General features: G+C 62.3%; 20 protein-coding genes. 9 read left to right on the top strand and 11 right to left on the bottom strand.

Features of this window, described 5'->3' with window-relative positions; all coding sequences use genetic code 11:
• Genes G8E03_RS12775 through G8E03_RS12745 form a run of 7 tightly spaced genes read left to right on the top strand, consistent with a single transcriptional unit; the run spans nucleotide 1 to nucleotide 5,394 of the window.
• Nucleotides 1-771 (top strand): thiazole synthase, encoded by a 771-nt coding sequence (locus G8E03_RS12775; RefSeq protein ID WP_166192556.1) that lies wholly within the window; start codon nucleotides 1-3, stop codon nucleotides 769-771.
• Nucleotides 768-1,364, top strand: coding sequence for a thiamine phosphate synthase (locus G8E03_RS12770; protein WP_166192553.1), 597 nt, complete (start codon nucleotides 768-770; stop codon nucleotides 1,362-1,364). Before G8E03_RS12775 ends, G8E03_RS12770 begins: the two co-directional genes overlap by 4 nt.
• Nucleotides 1,361-2,344 (top strand): HesA/MoeB/ThiF family protein, encoded by a 984-nt coding sequence (locus G8E03_RS12765; RefSeq protein ID WP_166192550.1) that lies wholly within the window; start codon nucleotides 1,361-1,363, stop codon nucleotides 2,342-2,344. Before G8E03_RS12770 ends, G8E03_RS12765 begins: the two co-directional genes overlap by 4 nt.
• Complete coding sequence (locus G8E03_RS12760; RefSeq protein WP_166192547.1) at nucleotides 2,341-3,276, top strand: ABC transporter substrate-binding protein; 936 nt, start codon at nucleotides 2,341-2,343, stop codon at nucleotides 3,274-3,276. The genes G8E03_RS12765 and G8E03_RS12760 overlap by 4 nt, the downstream gene beginning before the upstream one ends.
• Nucleotides 3,273-3,944 (top strand): thiaminase II, encoded by a 672-nt coding sequence (tenA, locus tag G8E03_RS12755; protein WP_166192544.1) that lies wholly within the window; start codon nucleotides 3,273-3,275, stop codon nucleotides 3,942-3,944. Before G8E03_RS12760 ends, tenA begins: the two co-directional genes overlap by 4 nt.
• Nucleotides 3,941-4,666, top strand: a complete 726-nt coding sequence (locus G8E03_RS12750; RefSeq protein WP_166192541.1) for an ABC transporter ATP-binding protein — start codon at nucleotides 3,941-3,943, stop codon at nucleotides 4,664-4,666. The genes tenA and G8E03_RS12750 overlap by 4 nt, the downstream gene beginning before the upstream one ends.
• Nucleotides 4,663-5,394, top strand: coding sequence for an ABC transporter permease (locus G8E03_RS12745; protein ID WP_166192538.1), 732 nt, complete (start codon nucleotides 4,663-4,665; stop codon nucleotides 5,392-5,394). The genes G8E03_RS12750 and G8E03_RS12745 overlap by 4 nt, the downstream gene beginning before the upstream one ends.
• A gap of 204 nt (nucleotides 5,395-5,598) precedes the next feature.
• Here the strand turns inward: G8E03_RS12745 and G8E03_RS12740 are convergent, their stop codons facing one another.
• From G8E03_RS12740 to G8E03_RS17340, 5 genes are all read right to left on the bottom strand, one after another.
• Nucleotides 5,599-6,228: an ABC transporter ATP-binding protein gene (locus tag G8E03_RS12740; protein WP_205793126.1), complete on the bottom strand. Its 630-nt coding sequence runs from the start codon at nucleotides 6,226-6,228 to the stop codon at nucleotides 5,599-5,601.
• Nucleotides 6,225-7,085 carry a FecCD family ABC transporter permease gene (locus tag G8E03_RS12735; protein WP_240910356.1) on the bottom strand — a complete coding sequence of 287 codons (861 nt, stop codon included), beginning with the start codon at nucleotides 7,083-7,085 and terminating at the stop codon, nucleotides 6,225-6,227. Before G8E03_RS12735 ends, G8E03_RS12740 begins: the two co-directional genes overlap by 4 nt.
• Nucleotides 6,973-7,530, bottom strand: a complete 558-nt coding sequence (locus G8E03_RS17345; protein ID WP_240910355.1) for an ABC transporter substrate-binding protein — start codon at nucleotides 7,528-7,530, stop codon at nucleotides 6,973-6,975. The genes G8E03_RS12735 and G8E03_RS17345 overlap by 113 nt, the downstream gene beginning before the upstream one ends.
• Nucleotides 7,530-7,661 carry a hypothetical protein gene (locus tag G8E03_RS17595; protein WP_283811443.1) on the bottom strand — a complete coding sequence of 44 codons (132 nt, stop codon included), beginning with the start codon at nucleotides 7,659-7,661 and terminating at the stop codon, nucleotides 7,530-7,532. The genes G8E03_RS17345 and G8E03_RS17595 overlap by 1 nt, the downstream gene beginning before the upstream one ends.
• Nucleotides 7,662-7,775: 114 nt before the next feature.
• Nucleotides 7,776-8,042 (bottom strand): hypothetical protein, encoded by a 267-nt coding sequence (locus tag G8E03_RS17340; RefSeq protein WP_205793116.1) that lies wholly within the window; start codon nucleotides 8,040-8,042, stop codon nucleotides 7,776-7,778.
• Between the two features lie 110 nt (nucleotides 8,043-8,152).
• On the opposite strand from G8E03_RS17340, the gene G8E03_RS12725 reads away from it, so the two are divergent.
• Complete coding sequence (locus G8E03_RS12725) at nucleotides 8,153-8,896, top strand: alpha/beta hydrolase (RefSeq protein WP_166192535.1); 744 nt, start codon at nucleotides 8,153-8,155, stop codon at nucleotides 8,894-8,896.
• A gap of 7 nt (nucleotides 8,897-8,903) precedes the next feature.
• Here the strand turns inward: G8E03_RS12725 and G8E03_RS12720 are convergent, their stop codons facing one another.
• The 3 genes from G8E03_RS12720 to G8E03_RS12710 form a co-directional block, all read right to left on the bottom strand.
• Complete coding sequence (locus G8E03_RS12720) at nucleotides 8,904-10,454, bottom strand: DHA2 family efflux MFS transporter permease subunit (RefSeq protein WP_240910354.1); 1,551 nt, start codon at nucleotides 10,452-10,454, stop codon at nucleotides 8,904-8,906.
• Nucleotides 10,441-11,493: an HlyD family secretion protein gene (locus G8E03_RS12715; RefSeq protein WP_240910353.1), complete on the bottom strand. Its 1,053-nt coding sequence runs from the start codon at nucleotides 11,491-11,493 to the stop codon at nucleotides 10,441-10,443. The genes G8E03_RS12720 and G8E03_RS12715 overlap by 14 nt, the downstream gene beginning before the upstream one ends.
• Nucleotides 11,494-11,587: 94 nt before the next feature.
• Complete coding sequence (locus G8E03_RS12710) at nucleotides 11,588-12,040, bottom strand: MarR family transcriptional regulator (RefSeq protein WP_166192529.1); 453 nt, start codon at nucleotides 12,038-12,040, stop codon at nucleotides 11,588-11,590.
• A gap of 98 nt (nucleotides 12,041-12,138) precedes the next feature.
• Between G8E03_RS12710 and G8E03_RS12705 the strand changes: the two genes are divergently transcribed.
• The gene (locus G8E03_RS12705; protein ID WP_166192526.1) at nucleotides 12,139-12,597 is read left to right on the top strand and encodes a universal stress protein; all 459 of its coding nucleotides are present in this window, start codon (nucleotides 12,139-12,141) and stop codon (nucleotides 12,595-12,597) included.
• Nucleotides 12,598-12,675: 78 nt separating this feature from the next.
• Here the strand turns inward: G8E03_RS12705 and G8E03_RS12700 are convergent, their stop codons facing one another.
• Genes G8E03_RS12700 through G8E03_RS12690 form a run of 3 tightly spaced genes read right to left on the bottom strand, consistent with a single transcriptional unit; the run spans nucleotide 12,676 to nucleotide 16,351 of the window.
• Complete coding sequence (locus G8E03_RS12700) at nucleotides 12,676-14,865, bottom strand: xanthine dehydrogenase family protein molybdopterin-binding subunit (protein WP_166192523.1); 2,190 nt, start codon at nucleotides 14,863-14,865, stop codon at nucleotides 12,676-12,678.
• Nucleotides 14,862-15,848 (bottom strand): FAD binding domain-containing protein, encoded by a 987-nt coding sequence (locus G8E03_RS12695; RefSeq protein ID WP_166192520.1) that lies wholly within the window; start codon nucleotides 15,846-15,848, stop codon nucleotides 14,862-14,864. The genes G8E03_RS12700 and G8E03_RS12695 overlap by 4 nt, the downstream gene beginning before the upstream one ends.
• Nucleotides 15,845-16,351, bottom strand: a complete 507-nt coding sequence (locus tag G8E03_RS12690) for a 2Fe-2S iron-sulfur cluster-binding protein (protein WP_166192517.1) — start codon at nucleotides 16,349-16,351, stop codon at nucleotides 15,845-15,847. Before G8E03_RS12690 ends, G8E03_RS12695 begins: the two co-directional genes overlap by 4 nt.
• Nucleotides 16,352-16,437: the final 86 nt, after the last annotated feature.

The raw sequence follows: 16,437 nt of genomic DNA, 5'->3' as shown, positions 1-16,437 counted from the left end.
ATGCGACTTTATGAAACCGAGATCGCGTCGCGCCTGATGCTGGGCACCGCGCAGTATCCCTCACCCGCCGTTCTGACGGAGGCGTTCCGCCGCTCCGCCGCCGGGATCGCGACCGTTTCTGTTCGGCGTGAGGCGGGGCACGAAAGGGCGGGCGCGGCCTTCTGGGATCTGGTGCGCGATTTGGGGGTGACGCTTTTGCCGAACACCGCAGGTTGCCATTCCGTGCGAGAGGCCGTCACAACGGCGCAGATGGCGCGCGAACTGTTCGATACGCCTTGGATCAAGCTTGAGGTGATCGGCCACGCCGACACGCTTCAACCCGACCCGTTCGGACTGGTCGAGGCTGCGCGCATCCTGACCGATGAGGGATTCCAGGTCTTTCCCTACACGACCGAGGATGTGGTGCTCGCTGGGCGCCTGCTCGACGCGGGGTGCGAGGTGTTGATGCCCTGGGGCGCACCGATCGGCACCGGTCTGGGGCTGACCAATATCTACGGTCTGCGCACGCTTCGTGCCCAGTTTCCGCAAGTGCCGATGGTCGTGGACGCGGGCCTCGGCCTGCCCAGCCAGGCGGCGATGGCGATGGAGATGGGGTTCGACGCGGTGTTGTTGAACACTGCGGTCGCCAAGGCCGGCGATCCCGCCCGTATGGCGGAGGGGTTCGCCCGCGCGGTTCAGGCCGGACGGCTGGCGTTCGAGGCCGACCCGATGGAGCCGCGCGACATGGCGGCACCTTCAACCCCGGTGATTGGAATGGCGTTTCTGGAATGACACTCGACCGTTTTTACCCGATTTTCGATGGCCCCGACTGGCTGGAGCGCATGTTGCCGCTCGGCGTGAAGTTGGTGCAACTGCGGATCAAGGACATGGCGGAGCCTGATCTGAGGGCCGCATTGGCGCGGTCGCAGGCGCTGTGCCGGGCACATGGCGCGGTGATGGTGGTCAACGACCATTGGCGACTTGCCATCGACGAAGGCTGCGACTGGGTGCATCTGGGGCAGGAAGATCTCGATATTGCCGATCTTCCCGCCATCCGCCGGGCCGGGCTGAAGCTGGGCATCAGCACGCATGATCATGCCGAACTCGACCGCGCGCTTTCATTGGAGCCCAATTATATCGCGCTCGGCCCGGTCTATCCGACGATCCTCAAGAAGATGAAGTGGGAGCGTCAGGGCCTGGACCGCGTCACGGAATGGAAGCGCCGTATCGGTGATCTGCCCCTCGTGGCCATCGGCGGGATGAGTGTTGAGCGAACGGCGGGTGCCTACAAGGCGGGCGCCGACATCGTCTCGGCGGTCACGGACATCACCCTGAACAAGGATCCCGAGCGCCGCCTGCGGCAGTGGATCGAGGCGACAAGATGAGCCGTTATGCCCGTCAGATCGCGGTCCCCGAACTCGGCAAGGGGGGTGACAGCCTCCTGCGGCAGGCGCACGTGCTGATCATAGGGGCCGGGGGGTTGGCCGCGCCCGTGCTGCAATATCTCGGCGGTGCTGGTGTCGGGCGCATTCGTCTGGTCGATCCCGACCGGGTGGAGGTGACGAACCTGCACCGGCAGACGCTGTTTGCGCAATCCGATATCGGCCGGCCCAAGGCCGATGCGGCGGCGGCGGCGGTCAGGGCGCTCAATCCGGATTGCGTTGTCGAGCCGATCGTCACGACGCTGGATCCGGCCAATGACGGCATGCTTTGCGAGGGTGTCGATCTGGTTATCGACTGCGCCGACAATTTTGCGGCGAGCTATATCCTGTCCGACAGGTGCCACGCCTCCGGGTTGCCGTTGGTCAGCGGATCGGTGATCGGTCTGGATGGCTATGCCGGTGCCTTTTGCGGGGGGGCGCCCAGCTTGCGTGCCGTCTTCCCGGATATGCCGCGACACATGGGTTCCTGCGCCGAGGACGGTGTGCTGGGCCCAATCGTGGGGGTTATCGGCGGGCTTCAGGCGCAGATGGCGCTGGCGCTTTTGGGGCGTATGGAACCCGCGCCCCTGGGCAGGCTCGTCACCTTCGACGCACGCTCGTTCCGCTTCGGCGGCTTTCAGTTTTCCGGCGCGCCTGAGCCGGATCGACAGCCGCGTTTTCTCGCCCCGTCCGAGATTGCCGAGGGCGATTTCCTCGTTGACCTGCGTTCCGAGGAGGAGGCCCCGCTGGTTCGCCCCGCCGCCCATCGCCTGACCACAACCGCTCTGGGCGCGGGCGGGCCTGTTCCCGCCGTCGGCCAACGCGCGGTGCTGTGCTGCCGTTCGGGCCTGCGAGCCTGGGCTGCCGCCGAACGGCTCGCCTCCGTCTGGGACGGAGAAATATGCCTTGTCGCCCTTGGCGACCCTACCGGAGAAACTCCATGAAGACCTTACTGACCACTCTCCTCCTTCTTGCGGCCACGCCGACGGTCGCGCAGGACCGGATGACCGTCATGCTCGACTGGTTCGTGAACCCCGATCACGGGCCTATCGTCGTCGCGCAGGAACGTGGCTACTTTGACGATATGGGGCTGGAGGTCGAGATCATCGCCCCCGCCAACCCCGCCGATCCGCCCAAGATGGTTGCAGCCGGTGCCGCCGACCTCGCCATTTCCTATCAGCCGCAACTGCACCTTCAGGTGGCCGAGGGCATGCCGCTGATCCGGGTGGGCACTCTGGTCGCGACACCGCTCAACTGTCTTCTGGTGCTGGAGGACGGCCCCATCGAGCAGATCGCGAATCTCGAAGGTCGCAAGATCGGATTCTCCGTCTCGGGGTTTGAGGAGGCGCTGCTGTCGACGATGCTGGGGCAGGCGGACCTCGGGATGGACGATGTCGAACTGATCAACGTCAACTGGTCGCTCTCACCCGCGCTTATGTCGGGTCAGGTCGATGCGGTGATCGGTGCGTTTCGCAATTTCGAGCTCAATCAGATGGATATCGAGGGTGTGTCGGGTCGTTGCTTCTATCCCGAATCCGAAGGCGTGCCGACCTATGATGAGCTGATCTATGTCGCCAACCCTGACACGATGGATGCGGAAATGATCCGCCGTTTCCTCGCCGCGACGGAGAAGGCGACGCAGTTTATCGTCAATTATCCGCAGGAAAGCTGGGAGGTCTTCTCCTCGACCTCGGCCGAATTGCAGGACGAGTTGAACGAGCGGGCCTGGGGCGACACGCTGCCCCGCTTTGCCCTGCGCCCCGAGGCGCTGGACGCGGGGCGTTATGCCCGCTTTGAGGCCTTCCTGGCTGAGGCTGGCCTGATTGAGGGCACGCGCCCCGTCTCCGATCTGGCGATCGATCTGGGCGCGCAATGAGTTACGGTGCGATTTTTCCCCTCTGGCGCGCGGCGGCGGGCCAGACATGGGACGATTACACCCGCCATGCCTTTGTGAAGGGGTTGGGGAACGGCACGCTTCCGCGTGAGGCGTTCCTGCGCTATCTGGTGCAGGATTACCTGTTCCTCATCCACTTCTCCCGCGCGTGGGCGCTGGCCGTGACCAAGGCGGAGACGCCGGAGGAAATGCGGGCTTGCGCCGCCACGGTTCACGCGCTGCTGGACGGGGAATTGCAGCTGCATATCGAGACTTGCGCAGCCGAGGGTATCTCTGAGGCCCAGCTTTTCGCAGCCCGCGAGGCACCGCAGAACCTGGCCTATACACGCTATGTGCTCGATGCCGGCCATTCGGGCGATTTCCTCGACCTGATGGCGGCGCTGGCTGTGTGCGTGCTGGGATATGGCGAGATCGGCACGCGGCTGGCGGCGCAGGCGGGCGAGACCCCGTATGCCGACTGGATCACGACCTATGCGGGCGCCGAATATCAGCACACGTGCCGCGAGGTGGGTGCGCTGATCGACGCGGCGACCGCGCGGCGTCTGGGGGAGGAGCCGGAAAGCAGTCCGCGCTGGCCCCGGCTGTGCGCTCGTTTCGAGATGGCGACCCGGCTTGAGGTCGATTTCTGGGGCATGGGCCTCAGCGCATGAGCACCGCGCCCGCGCTGAACATGGCCGGTCGCGCAACGATCGACGGCACGGCGATCTTCGGGCCGCTTTCGTTCGTGGCGCCTGCCGGGGAATGGACCTGCCTGCTCGGCCCCTCGGGCGTGGGAAAATCGACCGTCTTGCGTTTGCTCGCGGGACTTGGCGATGAGCTCCTCTTTCTGGGTGAGGCCTCAGCCGGTGACGGTGCACCGTTGTCTGGCCGCGTGGCATTGATGGCGCAGAGCGACTTGCTGATGCCGTGGCTGGACCTCACCGCAAATGTCACTTTAGGCACGCGCTTGCGAGGGCAAAAAACTCAGCAGGATCGCGCGCGGCAGGTGCTGGAACGCGTCGGGCTGGCCGGTCACGCGGGCAAGCGGCCGAATGCGCTATCGGGGGGACAGCGGCAGCGTGTGGCGCTGGCCCGCACGCTGATGGAGGATCGCCCGGTCGTGCTGCTGGATGAGCCGTTCTCGTCTCTCGACGCCAGATCGCGGGCCCTTATGCAGGACCTGTCTGCCGAAGTGCTGGCTGGGCGCACTGTCCTTCACGTCACCCACGACACAGCCGAGGCCGCGCGCCTTGGCCATCATGTGCTGCTGATGACGCGGGGCGGCGTCGCCTCCGTACCCCCGCCGGACAGTCCGATCCCGCGCCGCTACGACGCGCCAGAAACACTCGAATTTCAGGGGCGTCTGCTGCGAATGCTGATGGAGGCAGAGTGAAATCAACCCTTCGCATTCTGGCGGTAACGCTATTGGCATTGGCGGGTTGGCAGGCCGTCGTCACGTGGGGTGAACTGCCCCGGTTCATCCTGCCCGGCCCGCGTCTCGTCTTTTCGACGTTGTGGACCAGCCGCGCGCTGATTGCCGAGCACGCGATCGTCACGGCCATCGAGGTTCTCCTCGGCCTCGGGCTGGGTGCAGCGGCTGGCTTTGCCTCGGCTATCGCGCTGGCGGCCTCACCGCTGGCGCGGTCCCTGCTGCGCCCGATGCTCGTCTTCAGTCAGGCGATACCGGTCTTCGCTCTCGCCCCGATCCTGACGTTGTGGCTGGGCTACGGACTCTGGTCCAAGGTCGCGATGGCGCTCCTCATCATTTATTTTCCGGTCACCTCGGCTTTCTTTGATGCGCTGATGCGAACGCCGCGCGGCTGGCTGGAGCTTGCCCATGTGATGAACGCCACGCCGGGTCGTATACTCTGGCGTGTCCGTGTGCCTGCGGCGATGCCGGGCTTCGCCTCGGGTCTGCGGCTCGCCGCTGTCTATGCCCCCATCGGCGCGATCATCGGCGAATGGGTCGGGGCATCCCAAGGGCTGGGCTATCTGATGCTGTTGGCGAACGGACGTGCGAAAATCGACCTGATGTTCGCCGCGCTGATTGTCCTGGCGGTGTTGACGCTGGCGCTGCACGCAGCCGTCGATACCGCTTGCCGGCGGCTTTGGGATGGATGAAACCCGCCCGCATGGCTGCTATTCTGTAGCAAAGATCTGTTCAACGGTCGCAGACTTCGATCTGGTCGGCAAGCATGGCATCCACATATAGAGAGCCGCGGTTCGTATGCTCCAATGTGGTTTCAACTCTGTAGGTCTGTCCGATCTCGGGCAACGCAAGAATTTCACATGGAGCGCAGTCAGCCACGATTTTGCCGTTGCGGATCAGGATGATACGATCACAGAACTCAGCGGCAAGGTTGAGGTCATGCAACGCCGCCATGACGATGGTGCCACGCCGCTGCATTTCGTGCCGCACCGAAGACAGAATGGAAAGCTGATGATGCAGATCAAGCGCGCTTGTGGGTTCGTCAGCAGCACGATGTCGGGATCTCGAACGAGGGTCTGGGCCACCGCAACCATCTGGGCCTGTCCACCGCTTAGATTTCTCAGACCCCGGCTTGCCAGATGCGACAGGTTCAGGACCGACAATGTGTGCGAAACGCGATCGAGGTTATCAGCGTGCACGCGCCAGCCCGTCGTTTGTTTGAAGGCCAGCAGCACGCTTTCATAGACTGTCAGGATGGCGTTGCATCCGTAGGCTTGCGGCATGTACGCGATCTGACGGGCACGGTCGCGTCGGTTTAGGCTGCAAAGGTCGATACCATCAAAACGGATCGTGCCGGCGCTGGGCCGCAGCACCCCGGCCAGCGCCTTGAACAGGGTCGATTTTCCTGACGCATTCGGGCCGATCAATCCGACAAACTGACCCGGTGGAATCGGCGCCACAGTCACGTCATGCAATACCTCAACGCGCCCGTACCCTGCGGATATGTTCTCTATTATCAGTCTCATGACAGGCTCCTCTTGTGTGTTGACAGGATGATCGACAGGAACACCGGCACCCCGATCAGCGCGGTAATGATGCCGATAGGGTAAATCACCCCAGGCGTGATGGATTTCGATATGATTGATGTCAGTGACAACACCAGCGCGCCGACCATCGCGGAAAGCGGCAGGAAGAACCGTTGGTCCTCTCCCACGATCATGCGGGCGATATGGGGTCCGACCAGCCCGACGAAACCCACGGTGCCGACGAAAGCCACTGCGGTTGCGGCCAATATAGACACCATGACCAGCATTTCGATCCGCAGGCGCGCGACATCAACGCCCATGCTGCGGGCCGTATCCTCGCCCATGCGTAGCGCGGTCATCTGCCAGCTGCGAATCAGGCCGAACGGGATGACAACCGCCAGCAACAGCGCACCCAAGGCGATTTTCTCCCAACTTGCGCGGCCCAATGATCCCATCATCCAAAACACGATCCGCGAGATCTGATCCTCCGGCGCCATGTATTGCATCAGGCCGAGCAACGCCGAAAACGAGAAGAAGATCGCTATCCCGAACAGAATCATGGTTTCAGACCCCACGCCCTTGAGCCGGGTTGCGAACAGAATGATGCCGCAGGTCATCAGTGCAAACATGAATGCGTTTGCGGTAACCACGAGCGATCCGACAACCGGCAGGATGCTCCACCCCAACACGATGGCCAGCGCGGCACCGAAGCTGGCGGCGGATGACACGCCCAGCGTGAACGGTTCAGCAAGCGGGTTGTTCAGGATGGTTTGCATCTGCGCCCCCGCCACGGCCAGCAGTCCGCCGACGATCACGGCGGTCAGGGCAACAGGCAGACGGTAGTCCCAGATAATCACCTTTCTTCACCGCCGATAATTCGGGCCAACCGGGACGGGCTGCAAGGGCCGCCAGCCGCTCCTGAACCGCTTCGGGTGTCGCATCATAGCCGAACAGAACAGCCTGGGTTGCCGGGTTCGCCTCGGCCCAGTTCGCGCCGGTACCGATGATTACATCGGGATCCTCTGCGAAAACCGCTTCGAGGCTGACATCGCCTCCGAAGCCGGGGAATCTTTGCGAGCCCCAGTTCAGCCCACCCGCCAGATCGACAAGTCGTCCGAGATTCGTGGCACCAAAGGTATTGCAGCACTCGTTCGGACTGTATCCAGCTGCACGTTCGATAAAGACGACTGGGCGGTCTTCGATGGGGATTTGGTCAACGACTTGATAGATGCTGGCCATCTGCGCGGTGTAGAAATCCGTAAATTCGTCTGCTTCGTCACGCCGATCCAGAATACGGCCCATCAATTGCAGGCTGGGCACGGTATTTGCCGTTGGATCCTGACGGAAATCGATGAAACCGTTGCGATACCGGCCTCATCCAGCTTGCCGATGATGCCACTTTCCTGTGCTTTCAACAGGTTGCCAAGATTCATGAAGACCACCTCGGTTCCAAGCGAAATAACCGATTCCAGGTTCCATTCATCCGCGTAGGGGCTGCCCAGACGGGCGATATCGGCGGCTTCCGGGAAAGCAGCTTCGTATTTACGCTAGGCATCCGGGTCATAGTTGATCATGTCGTCTTTCCAGCCGACGACCCGTTCAAATGGGTTTTCACTGTCCAGCAGTGCCAGCGAATAGATCATCCGCCCTTCACCCAGAACGATCCGTTCGGGATTGCTTTCAACTGTGACTTTGCGTCCGGCTACGTCGGTTACGCTGATGGTCTCTGCTGTGGCGGGCGTTGCTGACGCGATAGCGATCGCGATGGCTGCGGAGGCGAGGCAGAGGCCCTGTGCGCGCTTGATGAGCTGCATGGGTCTCTCCTATTGTTCAATGTTGCATGTCGCAACCACGTCTGTGTCTGTTACCTGACAAATTTAGTCAACTAAAGAAGTGCAGGCCCCGTCTGAACGATGCTACGCAAATGTTGACCGATGGCTGTGTTGTGCCAAGCCGGTTCGACTTCTATCATTCTGAAAGATTGAAGATTGATCCGCCGATGCAAAACAGTCCGATCGCGACCGTCATTGAGGCGGATAATCCAAAGAGCATAGTTATGTTCGCGGCCGGGCGCGGTGGTCATCCGATGCGCCACCTGCCTTTCTTGACCGCTCTGGCCCGTCGTGGAAACAGGATTGTCGCGCCTCATTTTGAAATGCTCAAGACTGCTGTGCCCGGCAAGGCGGAGCTGGACGCGCGGATCGAGATTATGGATGCCGCGATCCAGCGTCATGCTCTCGGAACGCTTCCTCTCATGGGAATTGGTCACTCCATAGGGGCTGTGGTCTTGCTCGCCATGGCCGGGGGCAGGGGGGAAACGCTCGCCGGTGAACGGTTTGCGGCAAAACGACTGGTCGCGTTTCGTGGCCTAGCGCTGTTTGCACCGCCAACGGACTTTTTCCGCAGACCTGGCGCGGTTCATGATGTCCGCACACCGATTGAGGTATGGATCGGTGCGAAGGATACCATTACGCCACCCGACCAGGCGCTGTTCCTGAAGTCGGCGTTGAACGGTCAGGTGGCTATTAACGTCCACATTGATGATGAAGCCGGGCACTTCACGTACATGAATGAACTTCCGCCGGGTATGGTGGACACGCATCCTGACCGTTCCACCTATCTGATGTCGCTGTCGGAGGAGGTCGCAAGGTTCATCGAAAACCCTTGAATCGCAGCTATCCGCCGGAGGAAGGCGCGCGCCACATGAACCATGTCGGGATCAGCGCGAGCAGGAATATACCGCATACGACCAGGAATCCGTCCTGGAATGCCGCGTTCGAGGACTGGATCATCACCGTCTGGCCCAGGAACGATGCCGCGGCCGGCATAAGCTGGGAGTCCGGCAATCCCGAGGTGTGAAGGAGACCGGCCACCTTGCCCAACAGCTCCATCGTCGTGAAGTTGTCGCTGGTCTGGGTCGCGGCAAAGGCATCCGCGTGCATGATCGTGCGCCGTTCGATGAACACGCTCAGAAGGTTCACCCCGAAGGCACCGCCAAGTTGCCGGATGAAGTTGGACGCCCCCGAACCCTGACCCAGAAGATGCACCGGCAAAACCTTGAGCGCGCCTGACGAAATGGCGGGAAACACCAGCCCCAGCCCCACCCGCGACAGGACCGTCCACCACGCCAGCGTCCAGAACGCCGTATGGACATTTGCGCTTGCCATCAACCAGGAGGACCCGGCAAAGACCGCCATCCCGATAGCGATCATGATCGGCGCAGACACCTTGTCTGACAACCGGCCCGCAATCGGGAAAACCAGCAGCATCGCAAAGCCCGAGGGCATCAGAAGAAGGCCCGCCTGCGTCGGTGTCATGCCCTGAATCTGCTGTACGAAGACCGGCAGCAGATAGGTGGACCCGAACAGCCCCGCCCCCATAATAAAGGCAATGACCGAAGCGGAGGAGAAGGCGAAATTCTTGAAAAGCCGCATGTCGAGCATCGGCTTGGCGGTATACATCTCCCAGGCGATGAAGGAGATGGCCGAAACCACGGAAATCGTGAAGCCGGACAGGATGACATTGGAATCCCATCCCAGACGCTGAGCGTTCGTCAGCGTGCTGAGCAGCACCGCCAGAAAGATCGACAGGATCGACACCCCGACAAAGTCGAAGGGCGGCATCGGCCCGCTTTCCTCACGCGTGGGCAGGAATATGTTTGACAGCAAGATGGCCAGGCCGGCGAAGGGCAGGCCAAGGTAGAAGACGAAACGCCAATCGAACGCATCCATAAGCACGCCCCCGATCCACGGACCCAGCGCCGGTGCCAGAACGACGCCAACGCCGTAGATCCCCATGGCTGCGCCGCGCTTGTCAGGCGGAAAGACCTTGAACAGCATGATCATGGCCAACGGTTGAACGACACCCGCCGCAGCCCCCTGCACCACGCGCGCCAGCGTCAAAACCGTCTCGTTCGGCGCGACGCCCCCAAGGACGGACCCCGCCAGAAACACGCCCATCGACGCGCTCAACGTCAGCCGCATTCCGAAGGCACGGTTGGCCCAATCGGCCAGCAGCATCGTGGCGGTCATGGCGGCCAGAAAACCGGTGGAGATCCATTGCGCCTGTACCGCGCTGATGCCGAATGCCCCCATGACAGCCGGAATGGCGACGTTGACGATCGTGGTGGACAGCACGACCGAGATGGTTGCGATCATGATCGTTCCGGTCGCGAACCACTTGTAGGCGGAGCCGTAACGTTCGAAGTAACGATCAATCTGTGACATCGACATAGACCTCAACCATCATGCCGGGCCTGAGTTCGATGCCGTCAGCGTCGATCGACACACGGATCGGCAGGCGCTGGGTCACTTTCGTGAAGTTGCCCGAGGGGTTGGGGCTGGGCAGAAGCGCAAGCTGGCTCGTCGCCGCGCCGCCCATGCCGATCACCTCCCCCTCGAATGTCCGGTCTGGAATGGCATCAACGGTGATGGTCGCGGGCGATCCGACATGGATCCTGCCGTAATCGGTCTCCTTGACGTTTGCGTCGATCCAGACGTCATTCGGCGCGTGATACATCGCGATGCGCGTGCCGGGCGTCACATACTCACCGACATCGACAAAGGTCGCATCGACAAGGCCGTCGAACTGGGCCGTGATCATGCGGTGTGCGAGGTCGATCTCCTTCAGGCTGCGGTCTGCCTCGGTTCCCGTGCGCTGGGCGAGAACGGACGCGATCTGGGATTCCAGCACGTTTATCTGCTCCCCGTCGGCCTCAACGATGGCCAGACTGGCACGGGCGCTTTCGATTGCTGCGAACGCGGCGCGTTCCTGCTGGGCGGCGGTATCCAGCGCGGCCTGGGTCTCGTCCAGGGTTTGCTGCGACGTGATATTCTGCTCGGTAAGTTTGATCGCCCTCTCCTGACGGGCGCGGGCATTCGTCAATACGGCGAGTGATGCCTCATGGTTTGCATCCGCGGCGGCTATCCCGGCCAGAGCCGCATCCCGCCGTGCGGACAACTGCCTTTCGAGCAGCACCCTGCGTGCCTGAAGCTCTTCCAACTGCGCATCGGTTGCGGCAAGTGTGGACAGGACGGCGTCAAGCTGCGGCTGCGAATATTCGCGGTCGATGGACGCGATCAGGTCACCCTGCTCGACGGTGTCCCCCACCAGCACCGAAATCGCCGTGACGCGACCGGAAACCTCGCTGGATACGGTGACGACATTGGCTGTGATCCGGGCGTCGTTGATGTGCACCTGCGTGAATCGCGCGATCAGCCCAGGGGCGGCCAGCCAGATGGCCGCAGCAACTACGCCGGCGATCACAATCAGTTTGATCCATCTCGTGCGGCTTCTTCTGCGTGGGGTGGGCGGCACAGGAGTATCCGTGCCTGCTTCGCCCGCATCCGTTTTCATATTATCAATTTTCGCCACTGCTCAAATTCTCCAATCTGGCCGTGATGCGGCTCAGGATTTTTGTTGCAATACGCAGATCCTGCTGGGAGATACCCTCAAGAATTTCCGTGCGGCTGGTCGCTGACATCTCTTCCATCTTCTCGATGAGAGGATATGCCGCCTTCGTCAGGTGGAGCGTCTTTGCCCGCCTGTCGGTGGCCGAAGGTCGGCGTTCGATCAGACCGGCATCCTCAAGCCCGTCCAGCTGGCGAACCAGTGTTGCGGCCTCAATTCCCAGAGTGCGCGCCAGTTCAACCTGCGTAACCTCTTCATTTTGCGACAGCTCGAACAGAACGCTCCACCGTGCCTGCGACAGTTCGAGGTCACGAAACACCAGATCGAGATAGCGTCTCCACATACGCGCCGAGGAGATCAGCGAGCGCGTAAAAGGCTCCTGAGCCTCGATGTCGTTCTGCATCGCTCATCAACTTTCAATAGCTTGCTAATAGATGCAAGGCTAATTAGTGTGATCTCAATCATATTGCAAGGGCCAATGCGGAACCGGAGATTCACCCAATGTACAAGAAGATTTTGCTGTGTTTCGATGGCTCTCGCGAGGGTCGGCTGGCACTGCGAGAGGGCGCGCGGCTGGCCCAGATCACAGGCGCCGCGGTGATCCTGCTGGCGGTGGTTGAAACGGGTGCGGGCAGCGCGCTGGCGCACGCTGCGGATGTCGGCGCGCTCGCCCAGCAGCAAACCGATTTCAAGGAGATACTCGACGAAGGCTATCGAAGGCTATCCGGCATGGGGCTGTCGCCCGAGGTTCATATGGAGTTCGGAGATCCCGTCGCAAAAATCACACAGGTCGCGAATGCAATCGGGGCAGATCTGGTCGTCATCGGGCATCACCAGCAGGGGTTCTGGACCCGCTGGATGAGCCGCTCGGTCGCGGCGGGGCTGGGCGACACGCTGGGATGCAGTCTGCTTCTGGCGCAAAAGGTCGTCGAGGATTCAGAGCTTTTCCACAACGATTGAAGGCCTGTACCTGGCAGATCGTGCGGTTTCATAGTGAGGTGGCCGGCGGGGTAGGTTCGGCCACCCCGCCGGCACAGGTCACATTCCGGCAATCACCTTGTCCAGCGTTGCGGGATAGTCGCGCACCCGCACGCCCGTCGCATTATGGATCGCGTTGACGATCGCGGCGGCGGCACCGCAGATGCCCAGCTCCCCGATCCCCTTGGCCTGCATCGGGTTGGCCCAATCGTCGCGTTCCTCCAGCAACTCGACGGTCATCTGCGGCACGTCCGCGTTCACGGGAATGTGGTACTCCGCCAGATTGTGGTTCGCCACATGGCCGTCGCGCGGGTCAAAGGCCAGTTCTTCCTCCAACGCCATGCCAATGCCGAAGATCATGCCCCCCAGACACTGCGATCGTGCCGTCTTGGCATTTAATATCCTGCCCGCCGCGAAGCTGCCATGCATCCGCCGCACCCGCGTCTCACCCGAGGCTGCGTGCACGGCAACCTCGGCAAAATAGGCGCCGAAAGTCGCCTGCCTGACGGCTTGCGATGTATCGCCGGGTTGAACATGGCCCAGCTTGACGATTTCATCGCCTTGCAGGATTTCGACCAGGGATCGGGTTCGATTGTCGAAGGTCGCGCTGCCGTCTTTCAATGTCAGGTCGGGTTCGCTGACCTGCAACCGCTCGGCCAATTGCCTGCGGATCGCCTGGCAGGCGAGGTAGACGGACGTGCCGCTTGAGGATGCTCCCCACGACCCGCCGGAGCCTGACGAAGGCGGCAGGTCGGTGTCGCCCAGAACCACCTCCACGTCCTCACGCGGCAGCCCCAGCATCTCACCGGCAATTTGTCCCAGAATGGCATATGTACCCGTCCCGATATCGGTCATGTCCGTCTGGACCACGGCCTTGCCCTGCGGTGTCAGGCTGACACGCGCCTGGGATTCCATCAGCACATTCACCCGCGCAGCCGAGGCCATGCCGTAGCCGATCAGCCATTCGCCTTCGCGTCGTTCCTTGACGCCGGGGCGATCTGCCCAGCCGAAGGCCTCCGCCCCGCTGTCCAGCGCTTCGCGGAACCGGCGGGAGGAGAACGCCTTGCCGCTTTCAGGATCCTTGTCCGGTATATTGCGACGGCGCAGTTCGACGGGATCCATGCCGATTTTATAGGCCAGCTCGTCCATGGCGCTTTCCAGAACGGTTACGCCCACGGCCTCACCCGGGGCGCGCACCGACCCCGCACAAAGCCTGTGCAGGCGCGCCAGATCCATCGACATCCGGCGGTTCTGACCCGAATAGAGGAAGTGCGAGGCTTGCAGGACCGGCTCGGCGAATGTTTCCCCGGGCAGGTTCGATATCCGCGCGTCATGGCCCAGTCCGGTCAAACGGCCCTCCGCATCGGCGGCAAGGCGGATGCGCTGGCGGGTCTCAGACCGACGCATCGTTGCCTCGAAAACCTGCTGGCGCTGCAATGCGACCGATACCGGACGTCCGACCTCCCTTGCCGCTATGGCCGCCGCCACCGCCTCGGGCGAGAGGCCCAGTTTGGAGCCGAAACCACCGCCGACATAGGGGGAGAGGACGCGCACGCGGTCGGGATGGATGCCCAATGAATCCGCGAGTTCATTGCGATTGTATTTCAGCATCTGATAGCTGCCGCGCAGGGTCAGATCCTCCCCCTCCCATGACGCGATCGAGGCATGCGGCTCCATCGCCGCGCTGGAATGCGAGGGTGTAGTATAGGTTACATCGACCGCGTAGGCCGCATCACGCATCGCCGCGTCCAGGTCCCCCTGGTCGAGCGCTTGGCCCTCCTGCGGTTCGAGCGCTGCGGTATCGGGATCGACCGCCACCACTTCGGCGTTTTCCAGCGTTACCTGCAAACACTGCGCGGCATGGCGTGCCTGCTCAAAGCTTTCGGCCACAACCACGGCGATCAACTGGCCCATATAGGCTGCGTGATGTGGTCCCTGAATGGGCGCTTCGTTCGCCGTGCCCTGCGCCGGATTGCGCAACAGACGATCGTCCTGAATGACAGAAAGCACGCCGGGCATAGCCGCAACCACATCCCGATTGGTCAGCACGACATGCCCGCTGTTGCCCGGCGCGCGAACCATCACGCCATGGACCATGCCTTCGACCTGCCATTCATTGGCGTAGGTCGCTTGGCCCGTTACCTTCAACGGCCCCTCGGGCCGGTCGAGCGGTGCGCCGACCAGTCCCTGCACCATGTCATCGAGCCGTCGGTCCGTGACCGGGGCGTCCATCTTGAAAGACTCGGTCATGCGCTTGCCTCCTGGGTCAGTTCCGTTAGCACCGACACCAGAGTGCGCCGCGTGAGGGGGATCTTGAAATCATTTGCGCCAAAACCGCGTGCCTCGGCCAGCAGCAGGTCGGCGGCTTTGCCGAACAGGGATTCGGACGGGACCTCACCCACCAGCAGGTCCTCGACCTGCGCATTGCGCCAAGGTTTTGGCGCCAGTCCGCCAAATGCCAGATCGGCGCGGCTGATGCGCCCATCCTCCACCGCGACGATGCCCGCGGTCGAAACGAGAGCGAATGCATAGGACGCGCGATCGCGCACCTTGCGGTAGGTCTGGCGACCTTCGACGGGTGCGGGCAGGACGACCGCGGTAATCAGTTCGCCGGGCTCCAGCACCGTCTCACGGTCGGGCCGGTCGCCGGGCAGCAAGTACAACTCATCCAGCATCAACTGTCGGGTTTCCCCGTCCTGCCTCAACGTTTCCACCTGCGCGTCGAGCGCGCGCATGGCCACGGCCATGTCGCTGGGATGGGTGGCGATGCAATGCTCCGACGTGCCGAGCACGGCCAACATACGATTGAACCCGTCGCGCGCGGCACAGCCGCTGCCCGGTTTACGCTTGTTACAGGCCATGGCGCGGTCATAGAAATACAGGCACCGCGTGCGTTGCAGCAGGTTGCCGCCCGTGGTCGCCTTGTTGCGCAACTGGCCGCTGGCGCCTGCCAACAGGGCCCGGCTCAGGACCGGCCAGTTGCGGCGCACGTCAGAATTATTCGCCAAGTCGCTGTTCGTGACCAGCGCCCCGATCCGCAAGCCGCCGTCATCTGTCCGCTTGATCCTGCCAAGGTCGAGCCGGTTGATGTCGATCAGCGATCCGGGTGCCATCACCTCCAGTTTCATCAGGTCCAGCAGATTGGTGCCGCCGGCGATGAAGGTTGCCCCGCTGGCCGCCTGCCGCGTGGCGTCTTCGCTGGTTTCGGCGCGGGTATAGTCGAACGGTCTCATACGCTTTCCTTCGCGGCCTTGCGGATTGCTTCCACGATGTTGGGATAGGCTGAACAACGGCAGAGGTTGCCGCTCATCCGTTCCGCGATTTCCTCGGTCGTCAGATCCGGCGCGCTGTCGAGGTCATCAGTGACATGGCTGGGCCAACCGTTCGCGATTTCCTGCAGCATCGCGGTGGCCGAACAGATCTGACCGGGTGTGCAATAGCCGCATTGAAAACCGTCCTCGGCAACAAAGGCCTGTTGCAGGGGGCTGAGGTTTCCCGGCTGGCCAAGGCCCTCGATCGTGGTCACCTCGTCGCCGTCATGCATGCAGACGAGGGTAAGGCAGGAATTGATCCGCTGCCCGTTCACCATCACCGTACAGGCCCCGCATTGCCCATGGTCGCAGCCCTTCTTGCTGCCCGTCAGGCCCAGATGATGGCGCAAGGCATCCAGCAGCGTCGTCCTCTCGTCGAGGTCCAGCCGATGCTGCGTGCCATTGATGGTAAGCTCAGTTTCCATGTCGAATCCTTCCCGCCGATTGTGAAGCCGGAAGCAGCATCCAGCTTGGTCGTTGTTTTTTCAGGTAAAGCGGGGAGGGCGCGGAG

Origin of the sequence: Pontivivens nitratireducens (assembly GCF_011290545.1) — a bacterium.
GTDB classification, from domain to species: domain Bacteria; phylum Pseudomonadota; class Alphaproteobacteria; order Rhodobacterales; family Rhodobacteraceae; genus Pontivivens; species Pontivivens nitratireducens.
Note: the sequence above shows the minus strand (reverse complement) of the source record. Positions and strands in the feature narration are given on the sequence as shown.

Coding starts and splice junctions, on each gene's coding strand:
- G8E03_RS12710 (WP_166192529.1), bottom strand. CDS start 12,040: ATGCAGAACGACATCGAGGCTCAGGAGCCTTTTACGCGCTCGCTGATC.
- G8E03_RS12700 (WP_166192523.1), bottom strand. CDS start 14,865: ATGACCGAGTCTTTCAAGATGGACGCCCCGGTCACGGACCGACGGCTC.
- G8E03_RS17340 (WP_205793116.1), bottom strand. CDS start 8,042: ATGCAGCTCATCAAGCGCGCACAGGGCCTCTGCCTCGCCTCCGCAGCC.
- G8E03_RS12705 (WP_166192526.1), top strand. CDS start 12,139: ATGTACAAGAAGATTTTGCTGTGTTTCGATGGCTCTCGCGAGGGTCGG.
- G8E03_RS12770 (WP_166192553.1), top strand. CDS start 768: ATGACACTCGACCGTTTTTACCCGATTTTCGATGGCCCCGACTGGCTG.
- G8E03_RS12765 (WP_166192550.1), top strand. CDS start 1,361: ATGAGCCGTTATGCCCGTCAGATCGCGGTCCCCGAACTCGGCAAGGGG.
- G8E03_RS12720 (WP_240910354.1), bottom strand. CDS start 10,454: ATGTCACAGATTGATCGTTACTTCGAACGTTACGGCTCCGCCTACAAG.
- G8E03_RS12760 (WP_166192547.1), top strand. CDS start 2,341: ATGAAGACCTTACTGACCACTCTCCTCCTTCTTGCGGCCACGCCGACG.
- G8E03_RS17345 (WP_240910355.1), bottom strand. CDS start 7,530: ATGGGCCGTATTCTGGATCGGCGTGACGAAGCAGACGAATTTACGGAT.
- G8E03_RS12695 (WP_166192520.1), bottom strand. CDS start 15,848: ATGAGACCGTTCGACTATACCCGCGCCGAAACCAGCGAAGACGCCACG.
- G8E03_RS12775 (WP_166192556.1), top strand. CDS start 1: ATGCGACTTTATGAAACCGAGATCGCGTCGCGCCTGATGCTGGGCACC.
- G8E03_RS12725 (WP_166192535.1), top strand. CDS start 8,153: ATGTTGACCGATGGCTGTGTTGTGCCAAGCCGGTTCGACTTCTATCAT.
- tenA (WP_166192544.1), top strand. CDS start 3,273: ATGAGTTACGGTGCGATTTTTCCCCTCTGGCGCGCGGCGGCGGGCCAG.
- G8E03_RS17595 (WP_283811443.1), bottom strand. CDS start 7,661: ATGAATCTTGGCAACCTGTTGAAAGCACAGGAAAGTGGCATCATCGGC.
- G8E03_RS12750 (WP_166192541.1), top strand. CDS start 3,941: ATGAGCACCGCGCCCGCGCTGAACATGGCCGGTCGCGCAACGATCGAC.
- G8E03_RS12740 (WP_205793126.1), bottom strand. CDS start 6,228: ATGAGACTGATAATAGAGAACATATCCGCAGGGTACGGGCGCGTTGAG.
- G8E03_RS12690 (WP_166192517.1), bottom strand. CDS start 16,351: ATGGAAACTGAGCTTACCATCAATGGCACGCAGCATCGGCTGGACCTC.